The sequence below is a fragment of the Burkholderia sp. AU16482 genome (assembly GCF_002223285.1).
GTDB classification, from domain to species: domain Bacteria; phylum Pseudomonadota; class Gammaproteobacteria; order Burkholderiales; family Burkholderiaceae; genus Burkholderia; species Burkholderia semiarida.
Window position 1 is genome coordinate 1,222,189 of record NZ_NKEY01000006.1, and the last position, 23,102, is coordinate 1,245,290.

The 23,102-nt window shown below is 68.7% G+C and carries 22 protein-coding genes; 9 read left to right on the top strand and 13 right to left on the bottom strand.

Going from position 1 to position 23,102, the window contains the following annotated elements; genetic code table 11:
* Positions 1–50 precede the first annotated feature (50 nt).
* From CFB35_RS22865 to CFB35_RS22880, 4 genes are all read right to left on the bottom strand, one after another.
* Positions 51–554: a periplasmic heavy metal sensor gene (locus CFB35_RS22865; RefSeq protein WP_060009371.1), complete on the bottom strand. Its 504-nt coding sequence runs from the start codon at positions 552–554 to the stop codon at positions 51–53.
* The gene (locus tag CFB35_RS22870) at positions 551–970 is read right to left on the bottom strand and encodes a hypothetical protein (RefSeq protein WP_059585065.1); all 420 of its coding nucleotides are present in this window, start codon (positions 968–970) and stop codon (positions 551–553) included. The genes CFB35_RS22865 and CFB35_RS22870 overlap by 4 nt, the downstream gene beginning before the upstream one ends.
* Positions 967–1,752, bottom strand: coding sequence for an RNA polymerase sigma factor (locus CFB35_RS22875; RefSeq protein ID WP_081066381.1), 786 nt, complete (start codon positions 1,750–1,752; stop codon positions 967–969). The genes CFB35_RS22870 and CFB35_RS22875 overlap by 4 nt, the downstream gene beginning before the upstream one ends.
* A gap of 226 nt (positions 1,753–1,978) precedes the next feature.
* The gene (locus CFB35_RS22880; RefSeq protein WP_059585141.1) at positions 1,979–2,278 is read right to left on the bottom strand and encodes a YXWGXW repeat-containing protein; all 300 of its coding nucleotides are present in this window, start codon (positions 2,276–2,278) and stop codon (positions 1,979–1,981) included.
* A 320-nt stretch (positions 2,279–2,598) separates the two neighbouring features.
* On the opposite strand from CFB35_RS22880, the gene CFB35_RS22890 reads away from it, so the two are divergent.
* The 3 genes from CFB35_RS22890 to yddG all read left to right on the top strand — a co-directional run bounded on the left by CFB35_RS22890 (position 2,599) and on the right by yddG (position 5,795).
* The gene (locus CFB35_RS22890) at positions 2,599–4,284 is read left to right on the top strand and encodes a metallophosphoesterase family protein (RefSeq protein ID WP_059585064.1); all 1,686 of its coding nucleotides are present in this window, start codon (positions 2,599–2,601) and stop codon (positions 4,282–4,284) included.
* Positions 4,285–4,384: 100 nt separating this feature from the next.
* Positions 4,385–4,540, top strand: coding sequence for a hypothetical protein (locus tag CFB35_RS35425; RefSeq protein ID WP_226093946.1), 156 nt, complete (start codon positions 4,385–4,387; stop codon positions 4,538–4,540).
* Between the two features lie 310 nt (positions 4,541–4,850).
* Positions 4,851–5,795 (top strand): aromatic amino acid DMT transporter YddG, encoded by a 945-nt coding sequence (yddG, locus tag CFB35_RS22900; protein ID WP_143328754.1) that lies wholly within the window; start codon positions 4,851–4,853, stop codon positions 5,793–5,795.
* 66 nt (positions 5,796–5,861) lie between these two features.
* Here yddG and CFB35_RS22905 read toward each other — a convergent pair whose 3' ends face one another.
* Entirely contained in the window at positions 5,862–6,494 is a 633-nt protein-coding gene (locus CFB35_RS22905) for a LysE family translocator (RefSeq protein ID WP_059585139.1), read from the bottom strand.
* 117 nt (positions 6,495–6,611) lie between these two features.
* Positions 6,612–7,508, bottom strand: coding sequence for a LysR family transcriptional regulator (locus CFB35_RS22910; protein ID WP_059585063.1), 897 nt, complete (start codon positions 7,506–7,508; stop codon positions 6,612–6,614).
* A gap of 221 nt (positions 7,509–7,729) precedes the next feature.
* On the opposite strand from CFB35_RS22910, the gene CFB35_RS22915 reads away from it, so the two are divergent.
* Together CFB35_RS22915 and CFB35_RS22920 are read left to right on the top strand one after the other, a co-directional pair.
* Positions 7,730–7,987: a hypothetical protein gene (locus CFB35_RS22915; RefSeq protein WP_059585062.1), complete on the top strand. Its 258-nt coding sequence runs from the start codon at positions 7,730–7,732 to the stop codon at positions 7,985–7,987.
* A gap of 288 nt (positions 7,988–8,275) precedes the next feature.
* Positions 8,276–8,575 carry a DUF4148 domain-containing protein gene (locus tag CFB35_RS22920; protein ID WP_059585061.1) on the top strand — a complete coding sequence of 100 codons (300 nt, stop codon included), beginning with the start codon at positions 8,276–8,278 and terminating at the stop codon, positions 8,573–8,575.
* Between the two features lie 83 nt (positions 8,576–8,658).
* Here CFB35_RS22920 and CFB35_RS22925 read toward each other — a convergent pair whose 3' ends face one another.
* The 3 genes from CFB35_RS22925 to CFB35_RS22935 form a co-directional block, all read right to left on the bottom strand.
* Positions 8,659–10,428, bottom strand: a complete 1,770-nt coding sequence (locus tag CFB35_RS22925) for a GGDEF domain-containing protein (protein ID WP_059585060.1) — start codon at positions 10,426–10,428, stop codon at positions 8,659–8,661.
* Positions 10,425–11,555 (bottom strand): PotD/PotF family extracellular solute-binding protein, encoded by a 1,131-nt coding sequence (locus CFB35_RS22930; RefSeq protein WP_059585059.1) that lies wholly within the window; start codon positions 11,553–11,555, stop codon positions 10,425–10,427. Before CFB35_RS22930 ends, CFB35_RS22925 begins: the two co-directional genes overlap by 4 nt.
* 159 nt (positions 11,556–11,714) lie before the next feature.
* A complete protein-coding gene (locus tag CFB35_RS22935; protein WP_059585058.1) occupies positions 11,715–12,437 on the bottom strand; it encodes a FadR/GntR family transcriptional regulator in 723 nt (240 codons plus the stop codon).
* 269 nt (positions 12,438–12,706) lie between these two features.
* On the opposite strand from CFB35_RS22935, the gene uxuA reads away from it, so the two are divergent.
* From uxuA to CFB35_RS22955, 4 genes are all read left to right on the top strand, one after another.
* On the top strand, positions 12,707–13,768 hold the full coding sequence (gene uxuA, locus CFB35_RS22940) for a mannonate dehydratase (protein WP_179231779.1): 1,062 nt from the start codon (positions 12,707–12,709) through the stop codon (positions 13,766–13,768).
* Between the two features lie 72 nt (positions 13,769–13,840).
* On the top strand, positions 13,841–15,151 hold the full coding sequence (locus tag CFB35_RS22945; protein ID WP_060009368.1) for an MFS transporter: 1,311 nt from the start codon (positions 13,841–13,843) through the stop codon (positions 15,149–15,151).
* 129 nt (positions 15,152–15,280) lie between these two features.
* On the top strand, positions 15,281–16,714 hold the full coding sequence (locus CFB35_RS22950) for a PLP-dependent aminotransferase family protein (protein WP_059585137.1): 1,434 nt from the start codon (positions 15,281–15,283) through the stop codon (positions 16,712–16,714).
* A 97-nt stretch (positions 16,715–16,811) separates the two neighbouring features.
* Complete coding sequence (locus tag CFB35_RS22955; protein ID WP_059585056.1) at positions 16,812–17,201, top strand: hypothetical protein; 390 nt, start codon at positions 16,812–16,814, stop codon at positions 17,199–17,201.
* A gap of 67 nt (positions 17,202–17,268) precedes the next feature.
* Here the strand turns inward: CFB35_RS22955 and CFB35_RS22960 are convergent, their stop codons facing one another.
* The 4 genes from CFB35_RS22960 to CFB35_RS22980 form a co-directional block, all read right to left on the bottom strand.
* Positions 17,269–18,549 carry a virulence factor family protein gene (locus CFB35_RS22960; RefSeq protein ID WP_059585055.1) on the bottom strand — a complete coding sequence of 427 codons (1,281 nt, stop codon included), beginning with the start codon at positions 18,547–18,549 and terminating at the stop codon, positions 17,269–17,271.
* Positions 18,546–21,140 carry a bifunctional lysylphosphatidylglycerol flippase/synthetase MprF gene (gene mprF / locus CFB35_RS22965; RefSeq protein ID WP_059585054.1) on the bottom strand — a complete coding sequence of 865 codons (2,595 nt, stop codon included), beginning with the start codon at positions 21,138–21,140 and terminating at the stop codon, positions 18,546–18,548. Before mprF ends, CFB35_RS22960 begins: the two co-directional genes overlap by 4 nt.
* Before the next feature lie 426 nt (positions 21,141–21,566).
* The gene (locus CFB35_RS22975) at positions 21,567–22,001 is read right to left on the bottom strand and encodes a hypothetical protein (protein ID WP_059585136.1); all 435 of its coding nucleotides are present in this window, start codon (positions 21,999–22,001) and stop codon (positions 21,567–21,569) included.
* 79 nt (positions 22,002–22,080) lie between these two features.
* Positions 22,081–22,995, bottom strand: a complete 915-nt coding sequence (locus CFB35_RS22980; RefSeq protein WP_059585053.1) for a LysR family transcriptional regulator — start codon at positions 22,993–22,995, stop codon at positions 22,081–22,083.
* Between the last annotated feature and the right edge of the window lie 107 nt (positions 22,996–23,102).

The following is a 23,102-nucleotide window of genomic DNA, read 5'->3' on the forward strand; positions in this document are numbered from 1 at the left end:
ACGCATGACGCGCGAGCAATACGCGGAGTCGCGTGCCGCCCGCGCGCGGCTTACTCGCTCGCCGATGCGTCCGGCTTCTTCCGCAGCTTCGGCGGCAGACGCCAGTTGCCGCTGTGCTGCAACCCGTCGACGAACTTCACGCGCTCGTCGGGCGTCAGCGTCGCCGCGAAATCGACGACGCTGCGCTCGACCTGCGCACGCATCGCGGTGTCGGCCGCGCGCGTGCGATCGAGCGCCGCATCGATCGCTGCGCGATCGAGTTGTGGCGCGGCGAGCAGGTCCAGCACGGTGATTCGGCCGTCGCGCCCTTCGCGCGCGAAATCGCGGCCGCTCTTGCGCGCCGCCTTCAGCGCGGCGGCAAACTCGCGCTGCCGCGCATCGGGCAATTCGTCCGCCGCGAATCGCAACGCCGTGCGCTGCGCGGGCGTGCCGCCCGCATGCAGGTCGCGATGCGTCGAGAACCATTGATATGCGCCGCCGCCGATCGCGCCGAGCATGAACACGTTCAGCACGACCGAGCCGACGAGGGTGAGTTTCCAGCCGCGTTCGGTCATTCGTCGCTCCCGTCCACGCCCGGACTGCCGAACGTCGTCGTCAGATAGCCCGGCTCGTGCGGCGCCGGCGGCGCGCTGCCGAGCATCAGCATCGACACGGCCACCGCGCCCGCGAGCGCACCGGCCAGGCCGACGCCCGCGAACGCCGCGCCCGACCACCATACGGCGCCGCGCCGGCGTGCGCGCCGCGGCGCGGGCGCCGTCGCGACGATGCGCTCGACGAGCGACGGCGCCGGCGGCTCGACCGTATCGCACGCGAGCCACGCATCGAGGTCGGCCGCATCGTCGAGCGCCAGCAGCGCGTCGCGCGGGTTCGCGTGCGCCCACGCCTCGGCGGCCGCGCGCTCGGCGGCCGGCCAGCGCCGCGCGTCCGAGCCGTACGCGGCGACGATGGTGCGAAATCGTTCGGGTGTCATCGCTTGTCCTCGCTAGGTGGGTCGCCGGCCAGTTGCGCGCGCAGATTGCGCCGCGCACGGGCGAGCAGGCTTTCCAGCGCATCGACGGTGATGCCCATCAGGTTGGCCGCTTCCACGTTCGACATTTCCTGATAGTACTGGAGCACCAGCGCTTCCCGCTGCCTCGGCGGCAATGCAGCCAGGGCCTGGCGCACGCGCGCGTCGCGCGAACGCAGTTCCGCATGCGCGGCCGGCTCCGGTTGCGTGTCGGGCACGTCGGGCAGCGTATCGACGGGCTCCTCGCGCCGGCCCCGCAACCGGTCGTAGCACAGGTTCAGCACGACGCGATGCAGCCACGTGTCGAAGCGGGCTTCGCCTTCACGCCAGCGCGGCGCCTGATTCCAGATTCGCAAGAACGTCTCCTGCGCGACGTCCTCGGCTTCGTTCCGGTCGCCGAGCATGCGCGTCGCCAATGCGAGCAGCCGCGGCAGCTTGCGCGCGACGAGCACGCGCACCGCCGATGAATCGCGCGCGCCGACGCGCGCGACGAGTTCCGCGTCCGGATCGCGGTCGCCGCGATCGCTCAACGCCGCCGGCTCCGTCGAGCGGCGCGCGAGCGCTGCACTGTCACGGCAGAGGGAACCGCCGCCCGGCTGAAGCTCATCGTGGTGCTCTCCTTGCATGCGTCGGGCCGGCGCCGGACGGCGCCATGCCGCCCGTTCGTCAACGCCGCGCGCGTCGCGCCCGACATGGCACACGGTGTCGGCCATATCCGTTTCATCGACGTCCGGTTCGCGCCGCATGTCGATCCCGTCAGCCGGCCGCGCGAGCGTCGGCCGGCGCGCTCAATATACGACGACCGGCGCGGGCCGGTAATACACCGGACGGGCCGGCACCACGACGCAGCCGGCCAGCACGATGGCTGCGGCCGCCACGATTACGATGGTTCGAAAAGGCATCGCTTCGGCTCATGATATTGCGTGGAAAATCCGCTGCGCCGGCATCGCATGCCGGGCGGCGGCCTGCGCGTCAGGCCCAGTGACCCGGCACCCAGCGCCAGGCCGGGCCGCGCGCGGCCCAATGCCCGGGCACCCAGTGGTAACCGACGCGCACGACCTGCCAGTGTCCCGGAATCCACACGTAACGGCCTTGCCGCCAGTGCCAGTGGCCCTGGTCCCACACGTAACCGGCACGGGGCGCCGGCATCACTTCGACGCGCGGCGGTGGCGGCGCGTAAGGCGCGACGATGACGGCCTGCGCGAATGCCGCCGACGCCGCAAGCGCGGCCACGCATCCGGCAGCCAATCGCAACTGAACGGAAAGTTTCATGAAAGACTCCGAAATAACGGGCATCGACCAGAAGCGGTCGTTCATGCGTTAAACGGAGCAGGCAGAAGAAATCCGTCGCGGTGTCGGCAAATAAATTTCGGGTGCGCCCCGGCACCGATGGTGACTGGAGGCGCACAACGCGCGGTTGTCCGCACCGGCCACCACGCATGCCGGGTCGCGGTACTGTCACACCGCGGCAAAACTGCCCTTCGACAATGCATGCGACCGGGATCCCGCTCGTTTCCGGCCCAGGCCCCGGCCGTGCTCGCGCATGGCCGCACGGTTCCCCACCTCGCGCCCCATCAACGAAAACACCGACCATGTCGAACCAGGACACTCTCCCTGACCAGCCGAACGAGCCGGCCGCGTCCGTGTCGCGTCGCGGCTTCCTGAAACTCGCCGGCGTCTCCGGCCTCGCCACCGCCGCCGGCGGGCTCGCGGCTGCCCGCGCCGGCGCGTCGAACCCGGACGGCACGCCCGAACAGGTTCACCTGACGTGGGGCAACGACCCGACGTCCGAAGTCGTGATCTCGTGGGCGTCGCTCGCGCCGGCCGTGAACCCGCGCGCGCGCATCGTCGCCGACGGCGAGCCGGCGCGCACCGTGCACGGCGTCCAGCGCCTGTACACCGACGGCCTGAACGGCGAAACGGTGTTCACGTACCACGCGCGCGTGCACGGGCTGAAGCCGGATACGCGCTACCGCTACGAGATCACGGCCGACAACGACAGCCATGCCGCGCAGCCGTTCTCCGCGAATTTCTCGACCGCGCCGCGCGGCCGCGCACCGTTTCGTTTCACGAGCTACGGCGACCTCGCGACGCCGAACGGCGCGTGGGTGCTGTCGTCGCCGCAGAGCCGCTTCGCGGTGCAGGCCGTCGAGCAGTTCCAGCCGCTCTTTCACCTGCTGAACGGCGACCTCTGCTACGCGAACCTGAACCCCGCGCACCAGCCCGACGTGTGGCGCGATTTCGGCAACAACAACCAGACGTCGGCCGCGAATCGCCCGTGGATGCCCTGCCCCGGCAACCACGAGATCGAATTCAACAACGGTCCGCAGGGGCTCGACTCGTACCTCGCCCGCTACACGCTGCCGGAGAACGGCACGCACTTCCCGGGCCGCTGGTACAGCTTCCGCGTGAGCTCGGTGCTGTTCGTGTCGCTCGACGCCGACGACGTCGTGTACCAGGATGCCGCCGCGTTCGTCGGCGGCCCGGCGCCGCTCGTGCCGGCCGCGAGCACCGGCCGCCCGCCGATCGAGCCCGGTACGTCGTTCTATGTGCGCGGCTACAGCAACGGCGAGCAGACACGCTGGCTCGAACGCACGCTGCGGCACGCCGCGCATGACGACGACATCGACTGGATCGTCGTGCAGATGCACCAGGACGCGCTCAGTTCGTCGAAGACGGGCAACGGGTCCGACAAGGGCATTCGCGAAGCGTGGCTGCCGCTGTTCGACCGCTACGGCGTCGATCTCGTGCTGTGCGGCCACGATCACGACTACGAGCGCAGCTATCCGGTGCGCGGCTGCAATCACCGCGCGGGCGTCGATGCGAAAACCGGCGAAGTGGTCGAAACGCTGCAGCCGCGCCCGGTCGGCTCGAACGATCCCGGCCGCACGACGTTCGACACGAGCCACGGCACGATCCACCTGATCCTCGGCGGCGGCGGCACCAGCGCGCCGCTCGACGTGTACGGCGAAAACCCGTCGACCGGTTTCGCGCAGGCGAAGGTGTTCACGAAGCCGAACCGGCCGGTGCCGGGCACCGCGCCGAACACGTTCGTGCGCCAGCCGGCCGATGCGCTCGAGGATGCGATCTGGTCCGCGCGCCGCGATACGGGCACCGGCTACGGGATCGCGGTGTTCGACCACGATCCGGGCAAGCCGGGCGGCCACACGACGATCACGATGCGCTACTACCACGCGCCGGGCGCCGACCAGCAGCCAACCGCGCAATACGAACTGTTCGAGACGATCGAGCTGAGCAAGAAGCGGCACGAGCGGTGATCGACGCGTCGGGCGCCCGCTGCGGCGGACGTCCGACGCGTTGCCGTCGAGAACGGAATACCCCGGCGCGAGTTAGACTGCCCGCCTCGCACACCGCCCCATGCAGATGAGTTTCGAATACCGCATTCACACGCCGCCTTCGGCCGCCGCATTCGATGCCGTCGCCATGTGCCGCGACAAGCGCATGGCGACGTCGACGTCGATCCACACGAACGGCGGCTTGAAGTTCGCGATGCGGCCGGCGGCTGGCCGCTGATCGATCTGTCGATCGACGAAGCCGGCTTCCTCCTTGTCACCACGCTCGGCCCGATGCGGAACGCGATGCTCGACTCGATCGACCCGCGTTGTCGGAAATCGGCGCGCCGTGGCGCATCGACGACGCGTGATCGGTTCTCGCGACTGCGTCGGTCATACAGGTGCGGCTGCAACGCCGCAACGGCCGCGCCCCCGTAAAATGCGCGTTTCCGGCGGAACCTTCGCTTGGTACCGCTGCTTGCGACAACAGCACGCGCGAGCCGACCCGAATCATCCGAAATCGAATGGGCATGTTGAAACACGCAGCAAGCATGAAACGCAAGAACCAGGCAACGCTCCTCGGGCTCGGCGCGGTGCTGTTATGGGCGTCGGTGGTCGCGCTCGTTCGCGGGGTCAGCGAAAGCCTCGGCGCGACCGGCGGCGCGGCGATGATCTATACGGTGGCGTCCGTGCTGCTGCTGTTCTCGATCGGCTTCCCCGACCTGAGCCGATTCCCGAAAAACTATCTGCTCTGGGGCGGGCTGCTGTTCGTGTCGTACGAGGTATGCCTGTCGCTGTCGATCGGCTATGCGCGCAACGGTCAGCAAGCGATCGAAGTCGCGATGGTCAACTATCTGTGGCCGAGCCTCACGCTGGTCGCCGCCATCGTGTTCAACAAGCAGCGCGCGAACCTGCTCGTCGTGCCGGGCGTCCTGCTGTCGATGCTCGGCATCTGCCGGGTGCTCGGCGGCGACCAGGGGCTCGATCCGGCCGGCATGCTGCGCAACGTCGCGGACAATCCGCTGAGTTACGGGCTGGCATTCTTCGGCGCGCTGATCTGGGCCGGTTATTGCACGGTGACCGCGCGCATCGCCGACGGCAGGAACGGCGTCACGCCGTTCTTCATGCTGGTCGCCGCGGTGCTCTGGATCAAGTTCGCGATCGAAGGCGGCGGCGCCATGACGTTCAGTTTGCACGCGGTCGCGTATCTCGTGCTGGCCGCGTCGGCGCTCGGCTTCGGCTATGCGGCCTGGAACACCGGCATCATGCACGGCAACGTGACGGTCATCGTCGGCGCATCGTACTTCACCCCGGTGCTCGCCGCTGCCCTCGCCGCGATGCTGCTCGATGCGCCGCTGTCCGCCGAATTCTGGCAAGGCGCGTCGATGGTGTGCGGCGGGTCGATCCTGTGCTGGCTCGCGACACGCGGCCGGCGTCGTGACAAGGCCAAGCGCGTGCGGACGAGCAAGCAGGCCGAGGGCAATTGCCACGGGTGACGATGGCCGGGGCATTGACGGCAGGCCGGATCCCGACCGGCCGTGCTCGGAGCCGCGTCCACCGCGCTAGCTTCGCGATTCGAGCGCGATCCGCATCGCCAGCCCGGCCAGCACCGTCCCCATCAGCCAGCGCTGAGCCGCCGCCCAGAGCGGCCGCCCCGCGAGAAAGCCCGCGATCGAACCCGCCGCGCACGCGATCAGCGCGTTGACGCTGACGCTCACCGCGATCTGCACGCAGCCGAGCGCGAGCGATTGCGCGAGCACGCTGCCGTGCCCCGGCACGATGAACTGCGGCAGCAACGACAGGTACATCACCGCGATCTTCGGGTTCACGAGGTTCGTGATGAAGCCCATCGCGAACAACCTGATGCGGCTGTCGTGCGGCAACTCCCTGACCTGAAACGCGGAGCGCCCGCCCGGCTTCAGCGCCTGCCACGCGAGGTAGGCGAGATACAGCGCGCCGGCAACGCGCAGCGCATCGTACGCATACGGCACGGTCATCACCAGCGCGGTGATGCCCACTGCCGCGCAGACCATGTAGAACACGAATCCCAGCGCGACGCCGCCGAGCGACACCAGCCCGGCGCGGCGGCCCTGGCAGATCGAGCGCGAAACCAGGTAGATCATGTTCGGTCCGGGCGTCAGCACCATGCCGAGCGACACGAGTCCGAACGCAAACAGGGTGGGCAAGGCAGGCACGGCACGCTCCTTCAGGGCGACGATCACGAGGTGCGAACAATGTATTGCATCGCGGCCGTCGTCGGCATGAATAAACTGCAAGCGGCCCATGAGCGCCGTTCATCTTGCGGCCGGCCGCTACCTGCCCTTTTTCGCGCGCGTGCGAATCGTCTTTTCCGCTTTCGCACGTTGCGCGTCGACGAGCCGCACGAACGCGTCGGCGACCGCGTTGCCGGCGGTATTCCACGCCAGCCGCACGGACCGATGCAGCCGCGGCGACAGGGCCAGCACGCGGCCGCCGAACGGTGTGTACGTGAGCGTGATGCGCGGCACGATCGACACGCCCATGCCGGCTTCAGCCATCGACAGGATGGTGCGCATCTCGACCACGTTGAACGCCGCCCGAAGCGGCGCGCCGCCGCGCGCGAAGTAATCCGCGATCACCGGCCCGCACCCGGCCTTCGAGAAGATGAACGGCGCCGCGGCCAACTGCCTGGCCGACACGCTCTTGCGGCCGGCGAACATGTCGGCGGCCGCCACCGCGACGAAATCCTCGTCGAGCAGCGGCAGGTTGTGCGCGAACGTCTTCGTGCCGGCCACCACGCCGACGTCGGCCGTCCCGTCGTCGATCCACCCTTCGACTTCGCTGTCCGTGCCTTCGAGCAGCACCGCCGATACGCCCGGGTGCATCGCCTTCAACGCCTCGAGCGCGGGAACGACGAACGCCAGCGAGACGCTCGGCAGCGACGCGACCACCAGCTTTCCTTCGAGCTTGCCGCGCGCCAGGCTGAACTGCTGACGCAGCATCTGCGCTTCCCGCACCACGCTCTGCACATACGGCCACAGGCGTTCGCCGGCCGCCGTCAGGAGGACCGGCTGCCGGTCGCGCCAGAGCAGCTTGATCTGCGTGATGTCCTCCAGCTCCGTCAGCGCGTGGCTGATCGCGGATTGGCTGCGGCTGAGCCGGTCTGCCGCGGCCGTCAGCGAGCCGAGCTCCACCACCGCAGCCAGGGCCTGCAACTGGGCAAGCGTCATCGGGTTTCCTTGTTCGAGGGCATGTATTCTGTGCATGGTATGCCGCGTTCTCTTGAATTATATTGAACCGGCCCTGCGGTCAGGCAGCGGACAGCCACGCGTCGCCACGCCGCACCATTCGATGATGCACTTCAATCCGACTGAACGACTGCCACGCCCGGCGCCGCCGGCGTCCGGCACCACGTCCTGCTTCATTCCCGAAGACGCGCTAGACTAGCCGGATGGAACAATGCCGTTATTGCCTGAGAATCCGCGATGAATGGGATTGCCACGGCGACGAATGCCGCCGGGCAATCGCCAAGGCGCTGCGCCGGCAGCGCGCGGGCCTGCCGATGGTCCCCGATCGCATCCGCAACGAGTTGCCGTCCGGCGCGCCGACCCAGCAAGTGATCGCGGTCCTGTCGCGCCAGCGGCTGCGCGCGCGTCGCGGCAACGAGGAGCGCCGCGAGCGCAAGGAAATCGACGACGACGGGGTCTGAGCCGGCACCCTGGCGCGAGCCGTGCCGCCGCGCGACGGTCGCCGGCCCTTCGACGCCCGGGCGCCCGCGCCCGCGCGACATCCCGCCCTTTCACTCTCCCGCCACTCCGTTCAATCCCCGTAATACAGCGTGGGGACAGAAGGGGTTCGGTCGCGGCATTGTTACCGCGAAAGCAACGATCTTTCACTCAAATTCACGTTTACCCTAGGTGACCCCGCGCCTACGATGTATTCAACCGCTGACGACATGGCGTCGAACGCGGAAAGCCAATAAACACCGGAGGTCATCATGAAATCGCTCGTTTCCGCAGTCGCAGCCGCCGTCGCCCTGTCCGCCTCGTTCGGCGCATTCGCACAAAGCACCGTGACCCGTGCCCAGGTGCGCAATGAACTGGTCCAGCTCGAAAACGCCGGCTACAAGCCGAGCCAGTCGAGCCCGTACTACCCGGCCGACGTCCAGGCCGCGGAAGCCCGCGTGCGCGGCGTCGACAACAGCGGCTTCGGTTCGCAACCGGCCGCGACCGGCGAGAGCGGCGCACCGGCCGTGCGGGTGCAAAGCCGGCACGACTCGGTCTACTTCGGCCATTAAGCGCGCCGCCGCGCGCCCTGCGCGCGCAGCCCGCACGGCGAGGAGCCCGTCCCGCGACGGGCTCTTCGCGTTTCGGCCCGCCGTCAGCGGCCGCCCGACGCGACGCGGCCGGTCTCGTCCGGCGCGCTGCCCCGAATCAGATCCTGGTAGCGCACGCATGCGCGCTGCGCGGACGCCTTGGCCGCGTACATCGCCGCGTCGGCCTTGACGAGCAGTTCCTCGGCCGACGCGCCGTCCGCGGGGAACTCGCTGACACCGATGCTCGCCCCGACGGCCACGCGCCGTTCGTCGAACTCCAGTTCCTCGGCCATCACGATCTGGATGCGCGTCGCGACATCGCCGATCACCGCCGGCGAATGCACGTCCGAGAGCAGCACGATGAATTCGTCGCCGCCCAGCCGGGCCACCATGTCGCCGCTGCGCAGCACGTGGGTCAACCGCTTCGCAACGGTGACCAGCGTGCGATCGCCGGCCGAGTGTCCGAGCTGGTCGTTGATCTGCTTGAACCCGTCCAGGTCGACGAACATGACGGCCAGCCCTTCGCGTACCGCGGCCGCGTGCCGGATCGCGGCGTCCAGATGCTCCATGAACAGCATACGGTTCGGCAGCGCGGTCAGCGGATCGTGGCCGGCGAGATGCGTGAGCTCCTGCTGCTTCGCGCGCAGCATCGCGACCTGCGTGCGGATCTCGACGCGCATGCTTTCGAAACAGCGCGCGAGCACGCCGATCTCGTCGGCACGCTCGACCGGCAGCCGCTCGGCGGCCGGATCGTCGAACACATGCGTCGCCGCGCGCGCAAGCGTCTGCAACGGCCGCGTGATCGCACGCGCGAACAGGATCGCAAGGATCACCGCGAGCATGCTCGATACGAGCACCATCCTGACGATCCGTTCGCCCAGCATGCCGGCCGGCGCGAGCACGTCGCCCAGCGGGCGGGCCATCCCGAGCACGACGAAGCGGTTGCCGTCGTCGTGCCCGAACGGCGTACGCACGAACGCGAACATCTGGCCCGGCGCCTCGTCGGGCTGCGCGAGGCCGTTGAGCGTCACGTTCGTGCGCGCACTGTCGAACAGCGCGCGCGTGGCCGCGAAGCGATCCTGCATCAGCACGCGCCGGCCGCGATCGAAGCCGAACGTCTGTGACGAATCGGGATGCACGAGAAAGTCGCCCCACTCGTTCGCGAGATAGACCCCGTAGTCTCGCGGCAAGTCGCGTTCGAGCCGGTCGAACACGCGCGACAGCTCGACGTCGACGACGAGCGCGCCGACCGTCTGGCCCGACGCGTCGACCACCGGCGTCCCCACGCGCAGGATCGGCAGCCCTTGCGCCGCATGCGCGCCCGTCTCGTGATTGATCGCGATCGGCGACAGGTAGATATGACCGGGCGCCATCGCGAGCGTATCGAATACGTAGGAAAACTGTCCTTTCTCCTGGAATACGCTTTCGGGCAGCACGACGATGCCGCGCGCATCACGATCGAGGCGAATGCGTTCGATCCCGAAATGCCCGCTCGCGATCAGGCGGATCTGCAGGTATTCCGGATGATTCCTCATGAAGCTGTAATACACCTGCTCGAGCCGCATGCGGCTCGCGTTGTCCGGGTGGTCGGTGCCCGCGACGAACGCGGACGACGGCAACTGCGCGAGCACGAGCGCATCGTCGGCCACGTCGGCGAGCGCGGTCGTGAAGCGCTGGCCGAGCAATTGCGTCGACATCAGCAGGCTGTGCTGCGCTTCCTGCACGAGCATCGCGCGGTTGGCGCGATACGCGTAGTAGCCGGTCGTGCCGGACGCGATCACGCCGATGCATGCGAACAGCACCGACAGCTTCGACGTGAGCCCGAGCCGGATCATTTTCCGAACTGCTCCGGCCGGTCGCCCGACACGATGCGGCTCCACAGCGATTCGCGGCGCGCGATGTCCTCCACGGGCTGAATCCAGACGAGATGCTGGCGCCCGGTCTCCACGCCGCGAGGCGGCTCGAGCGTGTTCGCGAGACCCTGGCGCTCGGTGAGCAGCGTGCCGATCGCCGGTTCGAGCATGTAGTTGATCCACGCGAACGCGAGCTGGGGACGTTGCGCGCCGCGCGTGACGGCCCAGCAGTCGAGCCATGCCAGCGCGCCTTCGTCCGGGATCACGTAGCCGACGTCCGCGCCGGCGCGACGCAACTGCTCGACCTGCTGCGTGCCGTAGTTGCCGAACATCAGCGCTGCGCGATGCTGGACAAAGAGCGCGGTCGCCTCCTCGGGCAGCGTGTAGTACGTCAGCAGGTTGCGGCGCAGGTCGATCAGCTTGCGGGCGACGGCAAGCGTCTGCGCAGGCGACAGGCGGAACGGGTCGGGATAGCCGAGCGCCAGCGCCGTAAACGAGAAATTGTGCTGCGCGCTGTTGAAGTCGAGCACCTTGCCGCGGTAACGCGGATTCCACAACTCGCGCATCGAGCGCGGCGCGGCCGGCACCTGCTTGCGGTCGTAGATCAGCCCCATCGACGAATACGTGAACGGAATCGCGTAGGACGCGCCGTCCTGCACGAGGCCGCCGATCGTCGCGAGCTGCTGGAAATTCGGCAACTGCCGCCGCCGGTTCGGGACGCGCGGCAGGTCGATCGGTGCGAGCAGGTGTTCGTGCGCATAGCGCTGGATCTCGGCCGTATTCGCGGCCAGCACGTCGTACGGGGGCGGCGATGCGCTGTGCATGCGCGCCCACAGCGCTTCGTCGGAATCGACCAGCGTCACCTCGACGCGCACATGAAACTGCGCCTCGAATGCGCTGACGATATCGCTGTCGGCATAACCGGGCCACGCCAGCACGCGCAGCACGTTGTCGTTGGCGGTTTCGGGAGAGGCGGCGAAGGTGGGCGGCACGGGCGCCAGCAAGCCCAGCGTCAATATGACGAGCAGCGCGCGCACGGCGCCGCGTGCGCGCCTGGGTGCGCCAATTCCGCTGATCAATGGGACCCCGTGTGAATCGCCCGGCTGCATTCGACTGTCCTTTTTCGAGTCGATGCGATATCCCGCAACGAGACCATAAAACGCACGGTCGCGCAATTGGAACAAGCCGCACACGGCGCGCGTTCGCGGGCCGCGGACGGCAAATGCGACGCGATAACTCAGGCCCGTGTCGGGTCGCGAAGACGAACGTCAGCGCCAGGCCTGCGTGAATTCCGCGATCACGCGCGACAGGTGCGCGCGCATCGCGTCGCGCGCACCGTCCGCGTCGCGCGCCATGATCGTCGCGAAGATGCGCTGGTGATCGTCCTGCGACGCCTCGCGCAGCGCGGTCGAGTGAAAGTGCTCCTCGATCTTGTCCCACAGCGGATCGCTGCGCGCACAATCCCACATCGCCGTGACCATGTGCAGCAGCACCGTGTTGCCGGTCGATTCCGCGATTCGCAGATGGAACTGACGATCGGCCGCGTCATAGGCGGCCTTGTCGTTCATCTGCTCGCGCATCGTCGTCAGCGAGAAAAACAGGCGGTCGAGATCGGCATCCTTGCGTTCGGTCGCCGCGAGCGCCGCGACTTCCGCCTCGATCAGCCCGCGCGCGCGCAGCGTCTCGATCGGCCCCGGGCCGCGCGGTACTTCGAACGTCACAGGCCGCGCGGCATCGGCCGCCGACACATAGATGCCCGAGCCGATCCGCACCTCGACGATTCCCTGCACCTCGAGCGCGATGATCGCCTCGCGCACCTGCGTGCGGCTCACGCCGAACTGGTCGGCCAGGCTGCGCTCCGACGGCAGCCGCGCGCCGGCTTCGAACGCGCCGGCGGCCACCATCGCGTGAATCTGTCGCGCGAGGCCGATATAGGAGCGGTCCGCGGCATCGGTGTCGCGGCTGGCGGGCAGGCTGGAAAGATCGGTCATCGGAAGGCTCGCAACAGGCTGGCCGGCGCCGCTGCGGCGCCGGATCGTCAAAATGGTACACCAATTTGTACGACACCCCCGGTTCGACCGTTGGCCGGCCTTGTCTGGCGCTTCCGGAAACGTCACACGGACCAGCGTTCGCCCGAACAACTGGTAAACCACTATCCCGCACAATTGGCATACCAATCATAATCCGCATACCGACGACGGGCCGGCACGCTGCCGCCCCGGCCGTCCGACGCATGAACCGCCAGCCAGGAGCCGCTCCAGTGAAGATGTCTTTCCGTTGGTACGGCGAGTCCGATCCGGTCTCGCTGCAATACATCCGCCAGATCCCCGGCGTCACGCATATCGTGTCCGCGATCTACGACGAACCGGTGGGCGAGGTCTGGCCCGCGCACAAGATCGAAGCGCTGAAGGCGACGATCGAACGCGCCGGCCTGCAGTTCGACGTCGTCGAGTCGGTGCCCGTGCACGAGGACATCAAGCTCGGCAAGCCGGGCCGCGACCGCCTGATCGACCACTACCGGCAGACGATCCGCCATCTCGGCGCGGCCGGCATCCGCGTCGTCTGCTACAACTTCATGCCCGTGTTCGACTGGACGCGCACCGAGCTGTCGAAGACGCTCGACGACGGTTCGACCTGCCTCGCATTCAGCACCGACGCGGTCGACCGGATCGATCCGAACGACGGCATCGCGCTGCCCGGCTGGGATTCGAGCTACCGGCCCGAACAGTTGCAGGCGCTGCTCGCCGACTACCGCGACGTCGACGAGCACGCGCTGTGGGCCAACCTTGAATACTTCCTGAAGGCGATCATTCCGGTCGCCGAGGAAGCCGGCGTGAAGATGGCGATCCACCCCGACGATCCGCCGCGACCGATCTTCGGGCTACCGCGCATCGTGAAGAACCGCGACGATCTCGCGCGGATCGTGCGCCTCGTCGATTCCCCCGCGAACGGCTTGACGCTGTGCTCGGGCTCGCTCGGCGCGGGCCCCGAGAACGACGTCGAAGCGCTCGTGCGCGAGTTCGGCGCGATGGGCCGCATCCATTTCGCGCACATCCGCAACGTGAAGGTCGATGCGAACGGCGATTTCGAGGAAACCGCGCATCTGTCGAGCTGCGGCTCGCTCGACATCGCCGCGATCGTGAAGGCGTACCACGACACCGGCTTCACCGGCTACGTGCGCCCCGACCATGGCCGCATGATCTGGGGCGAAACGGGCAAGCCCGGCTACGGCCTCTACGACCGAGCGCTCGGCGCGGTCTACCTGAACGGCCTGTGGGAAGCGCTGACGAAGTTCGACCGCGCACCGCAAGCGTCGCGGTAATCCGCCTTTCGAGGCGGCCGGCGCAGCGGATCGCCGGTCGCCCGCCACGACATTCCGCACGGAGACACCTGCATGCCACGCATCCGATGGGCCATGATCCTGATGTGCTTCCTGGCCAACGTCATCAACTTCATCGATCGCGCGAACCTCGCGATCGCCGCACCCAGCATCCGTGCCGATCTCGGCCTCGACGCGGTCGGCATGGGGCTCGTGCTGAGCGCGTTCTTCTGGACCTATGCGTTCCTGCAATTGCCGGCCGGCTGGTTCATCGACAAGGTCGGCGTGCGCGTTAGCCTCGCGCTGGCCGTCGGCTGGTGGTCGGTGTTCACCGTCGCGACGGGCGCCGCGCGCGGCCTCGCGCAACTGGTCGGCGTACGGCTGATGCTCGGCGTCGGCGAAGCGGCCGCGATCCCTTCGTTCGCGAAGGTCGCGTTCAACTGGTTCCCGCGCAGCGAGCGCGGGCTGGCCAGCAGCATCTTCGACAGCGGCTCGCGCGTCGGCTCGGCGTTGTCGCTGCCGCTCGTCGCGTGGCTGATCTCGCTGGTCGGCTGGCGCGGGTCGTTCGTGATCACGGGCGGCATCGGCATCGTATGGGCGCTGGCGTGGTGGTTCGTCTATCGCGATCCGGAACGCTATCGCGCGATCGCGCCGGACGCCGTCGACGCGCTGCTCGCGCAACGCGGCGCGCCGACGGTTGCGGCCGCAACCGACGGCCCGAAGGTGTCGTGGCTCGACCTGTTCCGCTACCGCACCGTGTGGGGAATGATGATCGGCCTGTTCTGCCTGAACTTCGCGATCTACTTCTTCATCACGTGGTTCCCGAGCTACCTGCTGCAGTCGCGCGGCTTCTCGCTCGCGTCGCTCGGCACGTGGGGCATGCTGCCCGCGCTGCTCGCGATTCCCGGCGGCTGGCTCGGCGGCTACGTGTCGGACAGCCTGTTCCGCCGCGGCTGGAGCGCCACCGCCGCGCGCAAGACCTGCCTCGTGTTCGGCATGCTGCTGTCGTCGTCGATCGCGCTGTCCGCGTTCGTCGAAAACGACTGGGCCTGCCTCGGCCTGTTCGCACTCGCGTATGCCAGCCTGTCGTTCGCCGGCGCCAACGTGTGGACGCTCGTCGGCGAAGTCGCGCCGACGCCCGCGCACGTCGCCTCGCTCGGCGGCATCCAGAACTTCGCGGGCAATCTCGCGGGCATCTTCATCACGACCTTCACCGGCGTGATGCTGTCGATCACGAAAGGCTCGTTCGTGGTGCCGCTCGCGGTGGCCGGCGCGCTGTGCGTGGTCGGTGCACTGTCGTACCTGTTCGTGGTCGGCAAGGTCGAGCCGTTGCCGCCGCTGCGGCGCGGCGGCAGCGGGCGCAACGCCGAGCCGAACGCGGCCTGACGCCGCGGGACGGCGCGGCCGGAACAGCCGCGCTTTCCTTTTCGGGCCGCGCATCGGACAATGGGCCGCGCCCGCCGGCGCGGCGCCGCTGCGGCCCGCGTGCGGCGGCGACGCACTCCGCCCACGCCGATGAAACGCTACGAAACCCTCGCCCATACGATCGCCGACGACATCCGCAACGGCAACCTTGCCGTCGGCACGCGCCTGCCGTCGCTGCGGCAGATCATCGCGCAGCATGGCGTGAGCCAGTCGACGGTGTTTCGCGCGTATTACCTGCTCGAACAGTGGGGGTTGATCCGCGCGCGCGAACGCTCCGGCTACTACGTCGCGCCGGGCGCGCAACCGGCCGCGAGCCCGGCGGCGAAGCACCGTACGCGCCGCGTCGGCGCCACGCGCAAGGTCGACATCAGCAACCTCGTGTTCTCCGTGCTCGACGCGGCCACGCAGCCGGGCATCGTGCCGCTCGGGTCCGCGTTCCCGGCGCCGCAACTGTTTCCGCTGCCGCGTCTGGCGAAGTCGCTCGCGCAAGCCGCGCGGCTCGTGAGCCCGTGGAGCACCGTCGTCGACCTGCCGCCCGGCAGCGAAGCGCTGCGCCAGCAGATCGCGCGGCGCTATCTCGCCACCGGCATCTCGCAGCCGATCGACGAAATCGTCGTCACGAACGGTGCACTCGAAGCACTGAACCTGTGCCTGATGGCCGTCACGCGGCCCGGCGACGTCGTCGCCGTCGAAGCGCCCGGCTTCTATGCGGCGCTGCAGGCGATCGAGCGGCTCGACCTGCGCGCGGTCGAGATTCCCGTCGATCCGCGCACGGGCCTCGATCTCGATGCGCTCGCGAACGCGCTCGACCGGCACGACATCCGCGCGTGCTGGTTCATGACCAATTTCCAGAATCCGACCGGCGTCACGCTGTCCGCCGAAAAAAAGCGCGCGCTCGTCGACCTGCTCGCGGCGCGCGAGGTGCCGCTGATCGAGGACGACGTGTACGGCGAGCTGCATTTCGGCCCGGACTACCCGCTGCCCGCGCGCGCGTTCGACCGTCATGGCCTCGTGATGCACTGCAGTTCGTTCTCGAAGACGCTCGCGCCCGGCTACCGGATCGGCTGGGCCGCCGCCGGCCGGTTCGCGGAGAAGGTGCAGCGGCTCAAGCTGATGACGACGCTGTCGGCCAGCATTCCGGCGCAGGCCGGCATCGCGAACTATCTCGAGCACGGCGGCTACGACCGGCACCTGCGCAAGCTGCGCGGCGCGCTGCACGCGCAGCTCGACCGGATGGACGACGCGCTGCGGCGCTGGCTGCCGGCCGGCGTCGAATGGGTACGGCCCGACGGCGGGTATTTTCTGTGGCTCGCGTTTCCCGACGCGATCGACGCGATGGAACTGCATCGCCAGGCGATCGCCCGCGGCATCAGCTTCGCGCCGGGGCCGCTCTTTTCGGCCGCGCACGGCTTCGAGCGCTGCGTGCGCGTGAACTTCGGCCACCCGTGGAGCCGCGACATCGAACGCGCGATCCGCGTGCTCGGCGAACTGGTCGCGCAGCCGCCCGTCCGCAAGGCAGGCTGATCGCACACGATGCGCGCGGCGCGGGGCGCGTCACGGCCATGCAGCCAGGCCGCACGCGGGTTACATTGCAGGTCCTGCCGCCCTTTCCCGATTGCCCATGAGCCCACTGCCTTACGTCGATCACGACGCGCTGCTGAAACTGACGGCCGAAGCCGCGCATGTCACGCAGCCGTGCGCATGCACGAGGACCTCGCTCGCCGGCTGGACGACCCTGCCGCTGTCGCTGCCGGACACGCAACTGACCGAAGTGGCCACGCTCGTCGCGCCGGGCGAAGCCGAGCCGACCTATGCGGAATATCATCCGGCCGGCACGCGCTACGCATCGGACGACGCACCGATCGCGCCGCGCCATTTCCCGTACAACCGCTGCACCGTCAGCCGCTGCCGCACGTGCGGCCGCCTGTTCCTGCGCTACCAGGAAGGCGGCGGCTACTTCATCGACCAGCGCATCCGCGCACTCGATCCGGCGCTCGTCGTCGACGCTTGACCTCGGAACGCGATGAACCGCAAGCAAACCGGCGGGCACCCGACGTCACGCGGGCGCCCGCCGGCGTTCAGCGCGCCGCCGTCGCCTTGCCGAACCCGCCGAGGATCTTCTTTTCGAGCGCGATGTAATCGCGGCCGAAGTGGTGATCGCCCTGCGTCTTGATCACGTCGGCGCCCGTGTTCGCGAGCGCCGGGCACATCGTGTCCGTCTCTTCCGCGCCATAGAAGCACTGCACGAGCGCCGGCGGCACCTTCGCGATCTCCGGCGCGACCTTCAGCGCGTTGTCGCTGGCGGGCATGCCGAGCCAGCCCGTCACGCGGATCTGGAAATCGGCGGACGGCGCGAAGCCGAGCAGCGACATCACCACGACCTTGTCGCGCAGGTCGGCCGGCAGCCGGTTGTACGCGAACGGCATCACGTCGGCGCCGAACGAGTAGCCGACCAGCGCCACGCGGCTCGCATGCCAGCGCGCCATGTAGGTGCGCATCACGCGGGCCAGATCGCGGCTCACCTGCGCGGGCGGCTTCTCGCTCCAGAAATAGCGCAGGCTGTCGATGCCGACCACCGACACGCCGTCGCGCCGCAACGCCTCGGCGATCGTCTTGTCGAGATCGCGCCAGCCGCCGTCGCCCGAGATCACGATCGCGAGCCGGTCGCTGCCGCCCTTGGCCGGCAGCTCGACGAGCGGCAGGTCCGATACGTCGAGCTCGTCGCTGCTGGTGGTGTCGTGCAGGTGCGACGTGACGAGCGACACGAGCTTCCCAGTGTCGCCCGCCGCCGCCGTTTCGACGAAGCCCGGCATCGCGCGGCGCACGATCGTCGGATCGGGCGGACACGGCTTGAAGCGCGGATCGAGCTTCGCGGCCGGACCGACCGCGACGACACCGGCGATCGTGTTCTCCGGCGCCATCGACAGGATCTGCTTCGCGATCGCGCCGCCCTGGCCCACGCCCGCGACGATCGGCGTGAAATAGCGCGACGACTGCGCGAGACGTTCGAGCTGATGGCTGACCGCCTCGGCGTCGCCGTCGAGGTGGTGGCAGGCCTCCTGCTTCGCGGCGAGATTCGCCGCGTAACGCGCGGAATCGACGCCGACCGTCATCGCACCGGCTTTCGCGAGCGCGTCGGCCGCCTGCTGATCGGCGGCATGCCAGCCGGCCTCACGCGAGAACAGTACGACGAAACCACGCAGCGGCCCGCTTGGCTTCGTCACGGTCACGGGCCCATAGCGGCCGCCGGACACGGTTTCGGCTTTCACTGCGGCCGGCTGCGCCGCGCACGCGGCGCCGGCCAGCATCATTCCCGCGCAGGCGGCTGCCGCCCGCGCGATTCCCTTCGTCAACATCATGAACGCCGACCTCCAGCCAGCAATGAGAGATCCGCGAGCGTGACGAACACGCCGACCGAGCCCGAGGCCGCGAGATAACGCGGCTCCCAGTGCGGTTCGAACTTGCTCTTGAAAGCGCGCAAGCCGCGGAAGTTGTAGAAGCGGCCGCCGAAGCGCCAGACCATCAGGCCGAGCCGGTGGAACGGCGACGGCATCTTCGCCGCGCCCATCCCCGAGAACGGCGCGATACCCAGGCTCAGCTTGCGGAACCCCGCTTCCTTCAGATGCAGCGCGAGCTGCGTAAACAGATACTCCATCGCGTACGGCGAAGCGTCCGGCAGATGGCGCATCACGCCGACCGTCGCCTCGGTGTTGAGGTCGGTCGTCATGAACGTGACGAACGCGATCGGCTTGTCGGCCTGCCGCACCAGCATCACCGATTGCGTCGCGAGATAGCCGTCGTGGAACGCGGCCACCGAGAAGCTCTTCTCGCGCGCATCGCGGCTGTCGAGCCAGCCGTCGGAGATGTCGCGCAGCGCGGGCAGCGCGGCCGGCACGTCGTCCGGCGCGATCACCTCGACCGTCAGCGCATCCTTGTCGCCGCGGCGCAGCGCGTAGCGCAGGTGCGAGCGGTTCGATCCCTTCAGGTCGAACCGGTCGAGCGCGATATGCGCTTCCTCGCCCAGCTTCATCAGCGTGAGCCCCGCGTCGAGATACAGCGGCAGCGCGTTCGCGCGCACCTGGTAGAACGCCGCGCGACCGCTGTGCGCATGCGCGAGCGCGATGAACTTGCTGATCAGCGCCGGCCACTCTTCGCGCGGCCCGACCGGGTCGTGGAGCGCGGCCCACGTGCGGCCGTTCTTCGCGTACATCAGGAACGCGCGCCGCGACTCCGAGAACAGGAACGACTTGTCGCCCATCAGCGCGAGGCCCGCGTCGCTGCATTCCTGCGCGCGGATGATCTGCTCCGCGTCGACCAGGTCCTGCGCCGCGGGCTTCACGAAACGCCCGGGCGCCGGGCGCAGCAGTTGCCACAGCGCGAACAAGGCAACGAACACGCCGGCGGCGAGCGTCGCGCGCAGCGCCCGCGGCGCGCGCGCATCGAACGAGAAATGTGACCACAGCTCGCGCGTGTACGGCACGTCGCGGAACGCGAAGAACAGCACCCACACGGCCAGCATCAGCACCAGCGCCACCGACACGAACCAGCTCACGGTGAAGCGCTCGGCGAGCAACGACGAATGACGGTTGAACCGGCGGCGGCTGACGAGCAGCAGCACGAGCAGCGTCCCGAGCACGCCGGCCTCGACGAACGCGAGGCCCTTGGCCAGCGACAGCGCGAGGCTCGCGAGCGTCAATGCGAAGGTCATCCACCACGCGCCGTCGAGCCGGCGCAGCAGCCCGCGCGCGACGAACAGCAGCGCGACGCCGAGCACGCTGCAGATCACCTGCGAGCCTTCGAGCACCCACAGCGGCACGATGTGGCGCAGGATCGCGATCCGGTGCCAGAACGCGGGCGTCGCGCTCGAGATCACCAGCATCCCGCCGACCGCGAACGTCACGAGGCTCAGGAACACCGGCGCGAGCTGCGACACGCGCGCGGCCTGCCGCGTGACGAGCCGGCGTCGCAGCGCACGGCCTTCGAAGCCGGCCAGCAGGCCGGCCGACAGCACGAGCGGCACGCCGAAATAGATCGCGCGATACGCGATCAGCGCGGCAACCATTTCGTGCGCGGGCACTTCGCGGCCGAGCGTGAAGACCATCGCCGCTTCGAACACGCCGATCCCGCCCGGCGTATGGCCGATCATCCCGAGCAGCAACGCGGCGGCATAGACGGTAATGAAGGTCGGGAAGCCGACGGGCGCCGCCGGCAGCAACACCCACAGCGTCAGGCCCGCGGCGACGACGTCGAGCACCGCGTAGACGACTTGCGCGACGAGATCGCGCCGCGCCGGCACGTCGAACGACAACCATTTGAAGCGCGTGACGACCGGGCGCGCGGCGTTGCCGCACAGCACGACCAGCGCGGCGAGCACGACGAGCAACGCGGCCCCCGTCCACGTGAGCACGCCGGGCGCGACGTGCAGCATCGCGGCGAGCGCCTCCGGCACGCAGACCATGCCGACCGCCGTCATCAGCACCATCGCGAGCGCCAGCGTGCCGCTCGTGAACACCGTCATCCGGCCGATCTGGGCAGGCGTGACGCCCGACACGCCGTACACGCGGGCGCGCACCGCGCCGCCCGTCAGCGCGCCGAAGCCGGTCGCGTTGCCGAGCGCGGAGCCGGCGATCGCGCCGATCCATAGCGCGACGCGCGGCACCCTGGCCGCGACGTAGCGCAGGCCGACCGCATCGCGGGCGACGAGCGCGAGATAGCTGAGCGCCGTCGCGGCGAGCGACGCGCTCCACTCGCCGACGGACATGTGACGCAACTGGCGCATCACCGACCGGTAGTCGACGGATTCCGACAGGTGCTGGAAAACCACGATCAGCAGCAGGCCGATACCGAGCGCGAGCAGCGGCGACAGCACGCGCTCGTTGCGGATCAGCGCCCGGGCACGGGCGATCACCGCCGCGGCAGGGCCGGGCGAACCAGGGTGGCGGGAAGACATAACGTGTTCAGTGGTGGTGCATAGCGTGTCGCGGCGCGGGTGGGCCGGGCGGCGACGAAAATCTCGTTGTTCTGCGTGGGCGGCCGGCCAGGACGAGGGCGGGCGGCGCCGAAACCAGAATTTACGAGTATACGGAACTTATATTACAAAATCTTTCATGTTCGCTTTGTGCGAATTTGTGATGTCTTGCGCATCAAAACCGCATAGAAATACGGCGCTCCACGAACGCAGGTGCGCATCATACCGGGAACCGGGGCGGTTTTTTCATCGGATGAACGCGTTGTGATCCATTTGGGAGAAATCTGCCGCGCCAAGCGCGGACAGTGAGGACGAAAACGCGACGGCGCCGCGCGTTTCGGAATGGGAACGAGTCGATCCGGTGCGCCCGCGCGGCGCACCGTCGGTGCGGAACTACGCTCCCGTACGCTATTTCGCCCGCTCATGCTCGCCCAACCCGATCGCCTTGTAATCGTAGGTCGGGTAGAACTCCGTCCGGTACGCGCCCCAGGCCGTGTCCTCGAGCACGCGATTGACCTCGCGCAGCCGCGACGCCGGCAGCCGCAGCACGACGATCTGCCCGATTCCCATCGTCACGGTCCAGCTCACGACTTCGACGCCCGGCGGCGGAAACGCCTTGTAGAACCCCTGCTTCGCGAGTTGCGCATTCAACTCGGCGAGCGGACGGGATTGGTCGTGTTTCAGGAACACCGTCAGCAGGACCGCATTGTCGGGCGTCGCGACCGCCGAGCCTGCCGGCACCGTCGACGTCTGGCCGATGGCCGGTGTGCCGGAAATCGCGACGGCCGCCGCCGCCGCGGCAATCACGAGCGTTCGAATCGGAAAATGCGGAAATATGGTCATCGCGCGACTCCATGGCTTCGTGGCTGGAGCCGCCATCATGCGCCGCCGGATCCATTGCTGCAGCGAACGGCCGCAGCGCTTACGCCGCGCCCGCGCCGTCACGCTCGCGTAGCACGTCGATGAACGCGCGCAGCTTGGCCGGCACGTGCTTGCGGTTCACGTAATACAGCCACATCGGCGGCAGCGTCCGGCACGCACCGGGCAGCACCTCGACGAGCGTGCCGTCGCGCAGGTCCTGCTCGATCCGCTCGCGCACGAACGCGAACGCGATGCCGACTCCGGCGCGCGCCGCGTCGATCACCGCATCGTCGTCGTTCGTCACGAACACGCCGTCCGGATCGAGATCGACGTCGTGCCGCCCGTCGCGCAGCAGCCATTTGTGCAGGCGGCCGCTTTCCGAAAACCGGAAACGGATGCACGCATGCCGCGCGAGCGCGGCAATCGACTCGGGCGTGCCGTGCCGGGCAAGATAGGCCGGCGACGCGACCAGCGCACACGTCAGCGCAGGCGCGATCCGCACGCCGATCATGCCCGGCTGCAGCCGGTCGGCCAGGCGGATTCCCGCATCGAAGCCGTCCTTCGCGATGTCGACGAGTTCGTTCTCGTAGCGAATTTCGAGCCGGACTTTCGGATAGCGCTCGCGGAACGTCGCGAGCACCGGCGCGATCACGAGCAAGCGCGCGAGCGGCAGCGCGGTCACGCGCAGCAGCCCGTTCGGCTCGCTGCGCGCCTCCTTCAGTTCGTCGCGTGCCTGCATGACCTGCCGGTACGCGGGTTCGGTCTGCCGCCAGTAGCGCTGGCCGGCTTCCGTGAGACTCACGCCGCGCGTGCTGCGGTTGAACAGCTTCACGTTCAACTCGCCCTCAAGCTGCCCGATCGCGAGGCTGACAGCGGCCGGCGTCAGGCCCAGCGCGGCGGCCGCGCGCGTGAAGTTGCCGGCCGTCGCGACGGTCATGAACACGTGCAGCCCGGCCATCGGATCGCGTCTGCTCATCCCCTGCCCCATCATTAAAAAAACTTGAAACTGCTTCCAGCGGAATGCGGATTCTCGCATATACCGCAACTGCCTACACTGGCCCTGTCGTCCTATCGGAGCCCCCC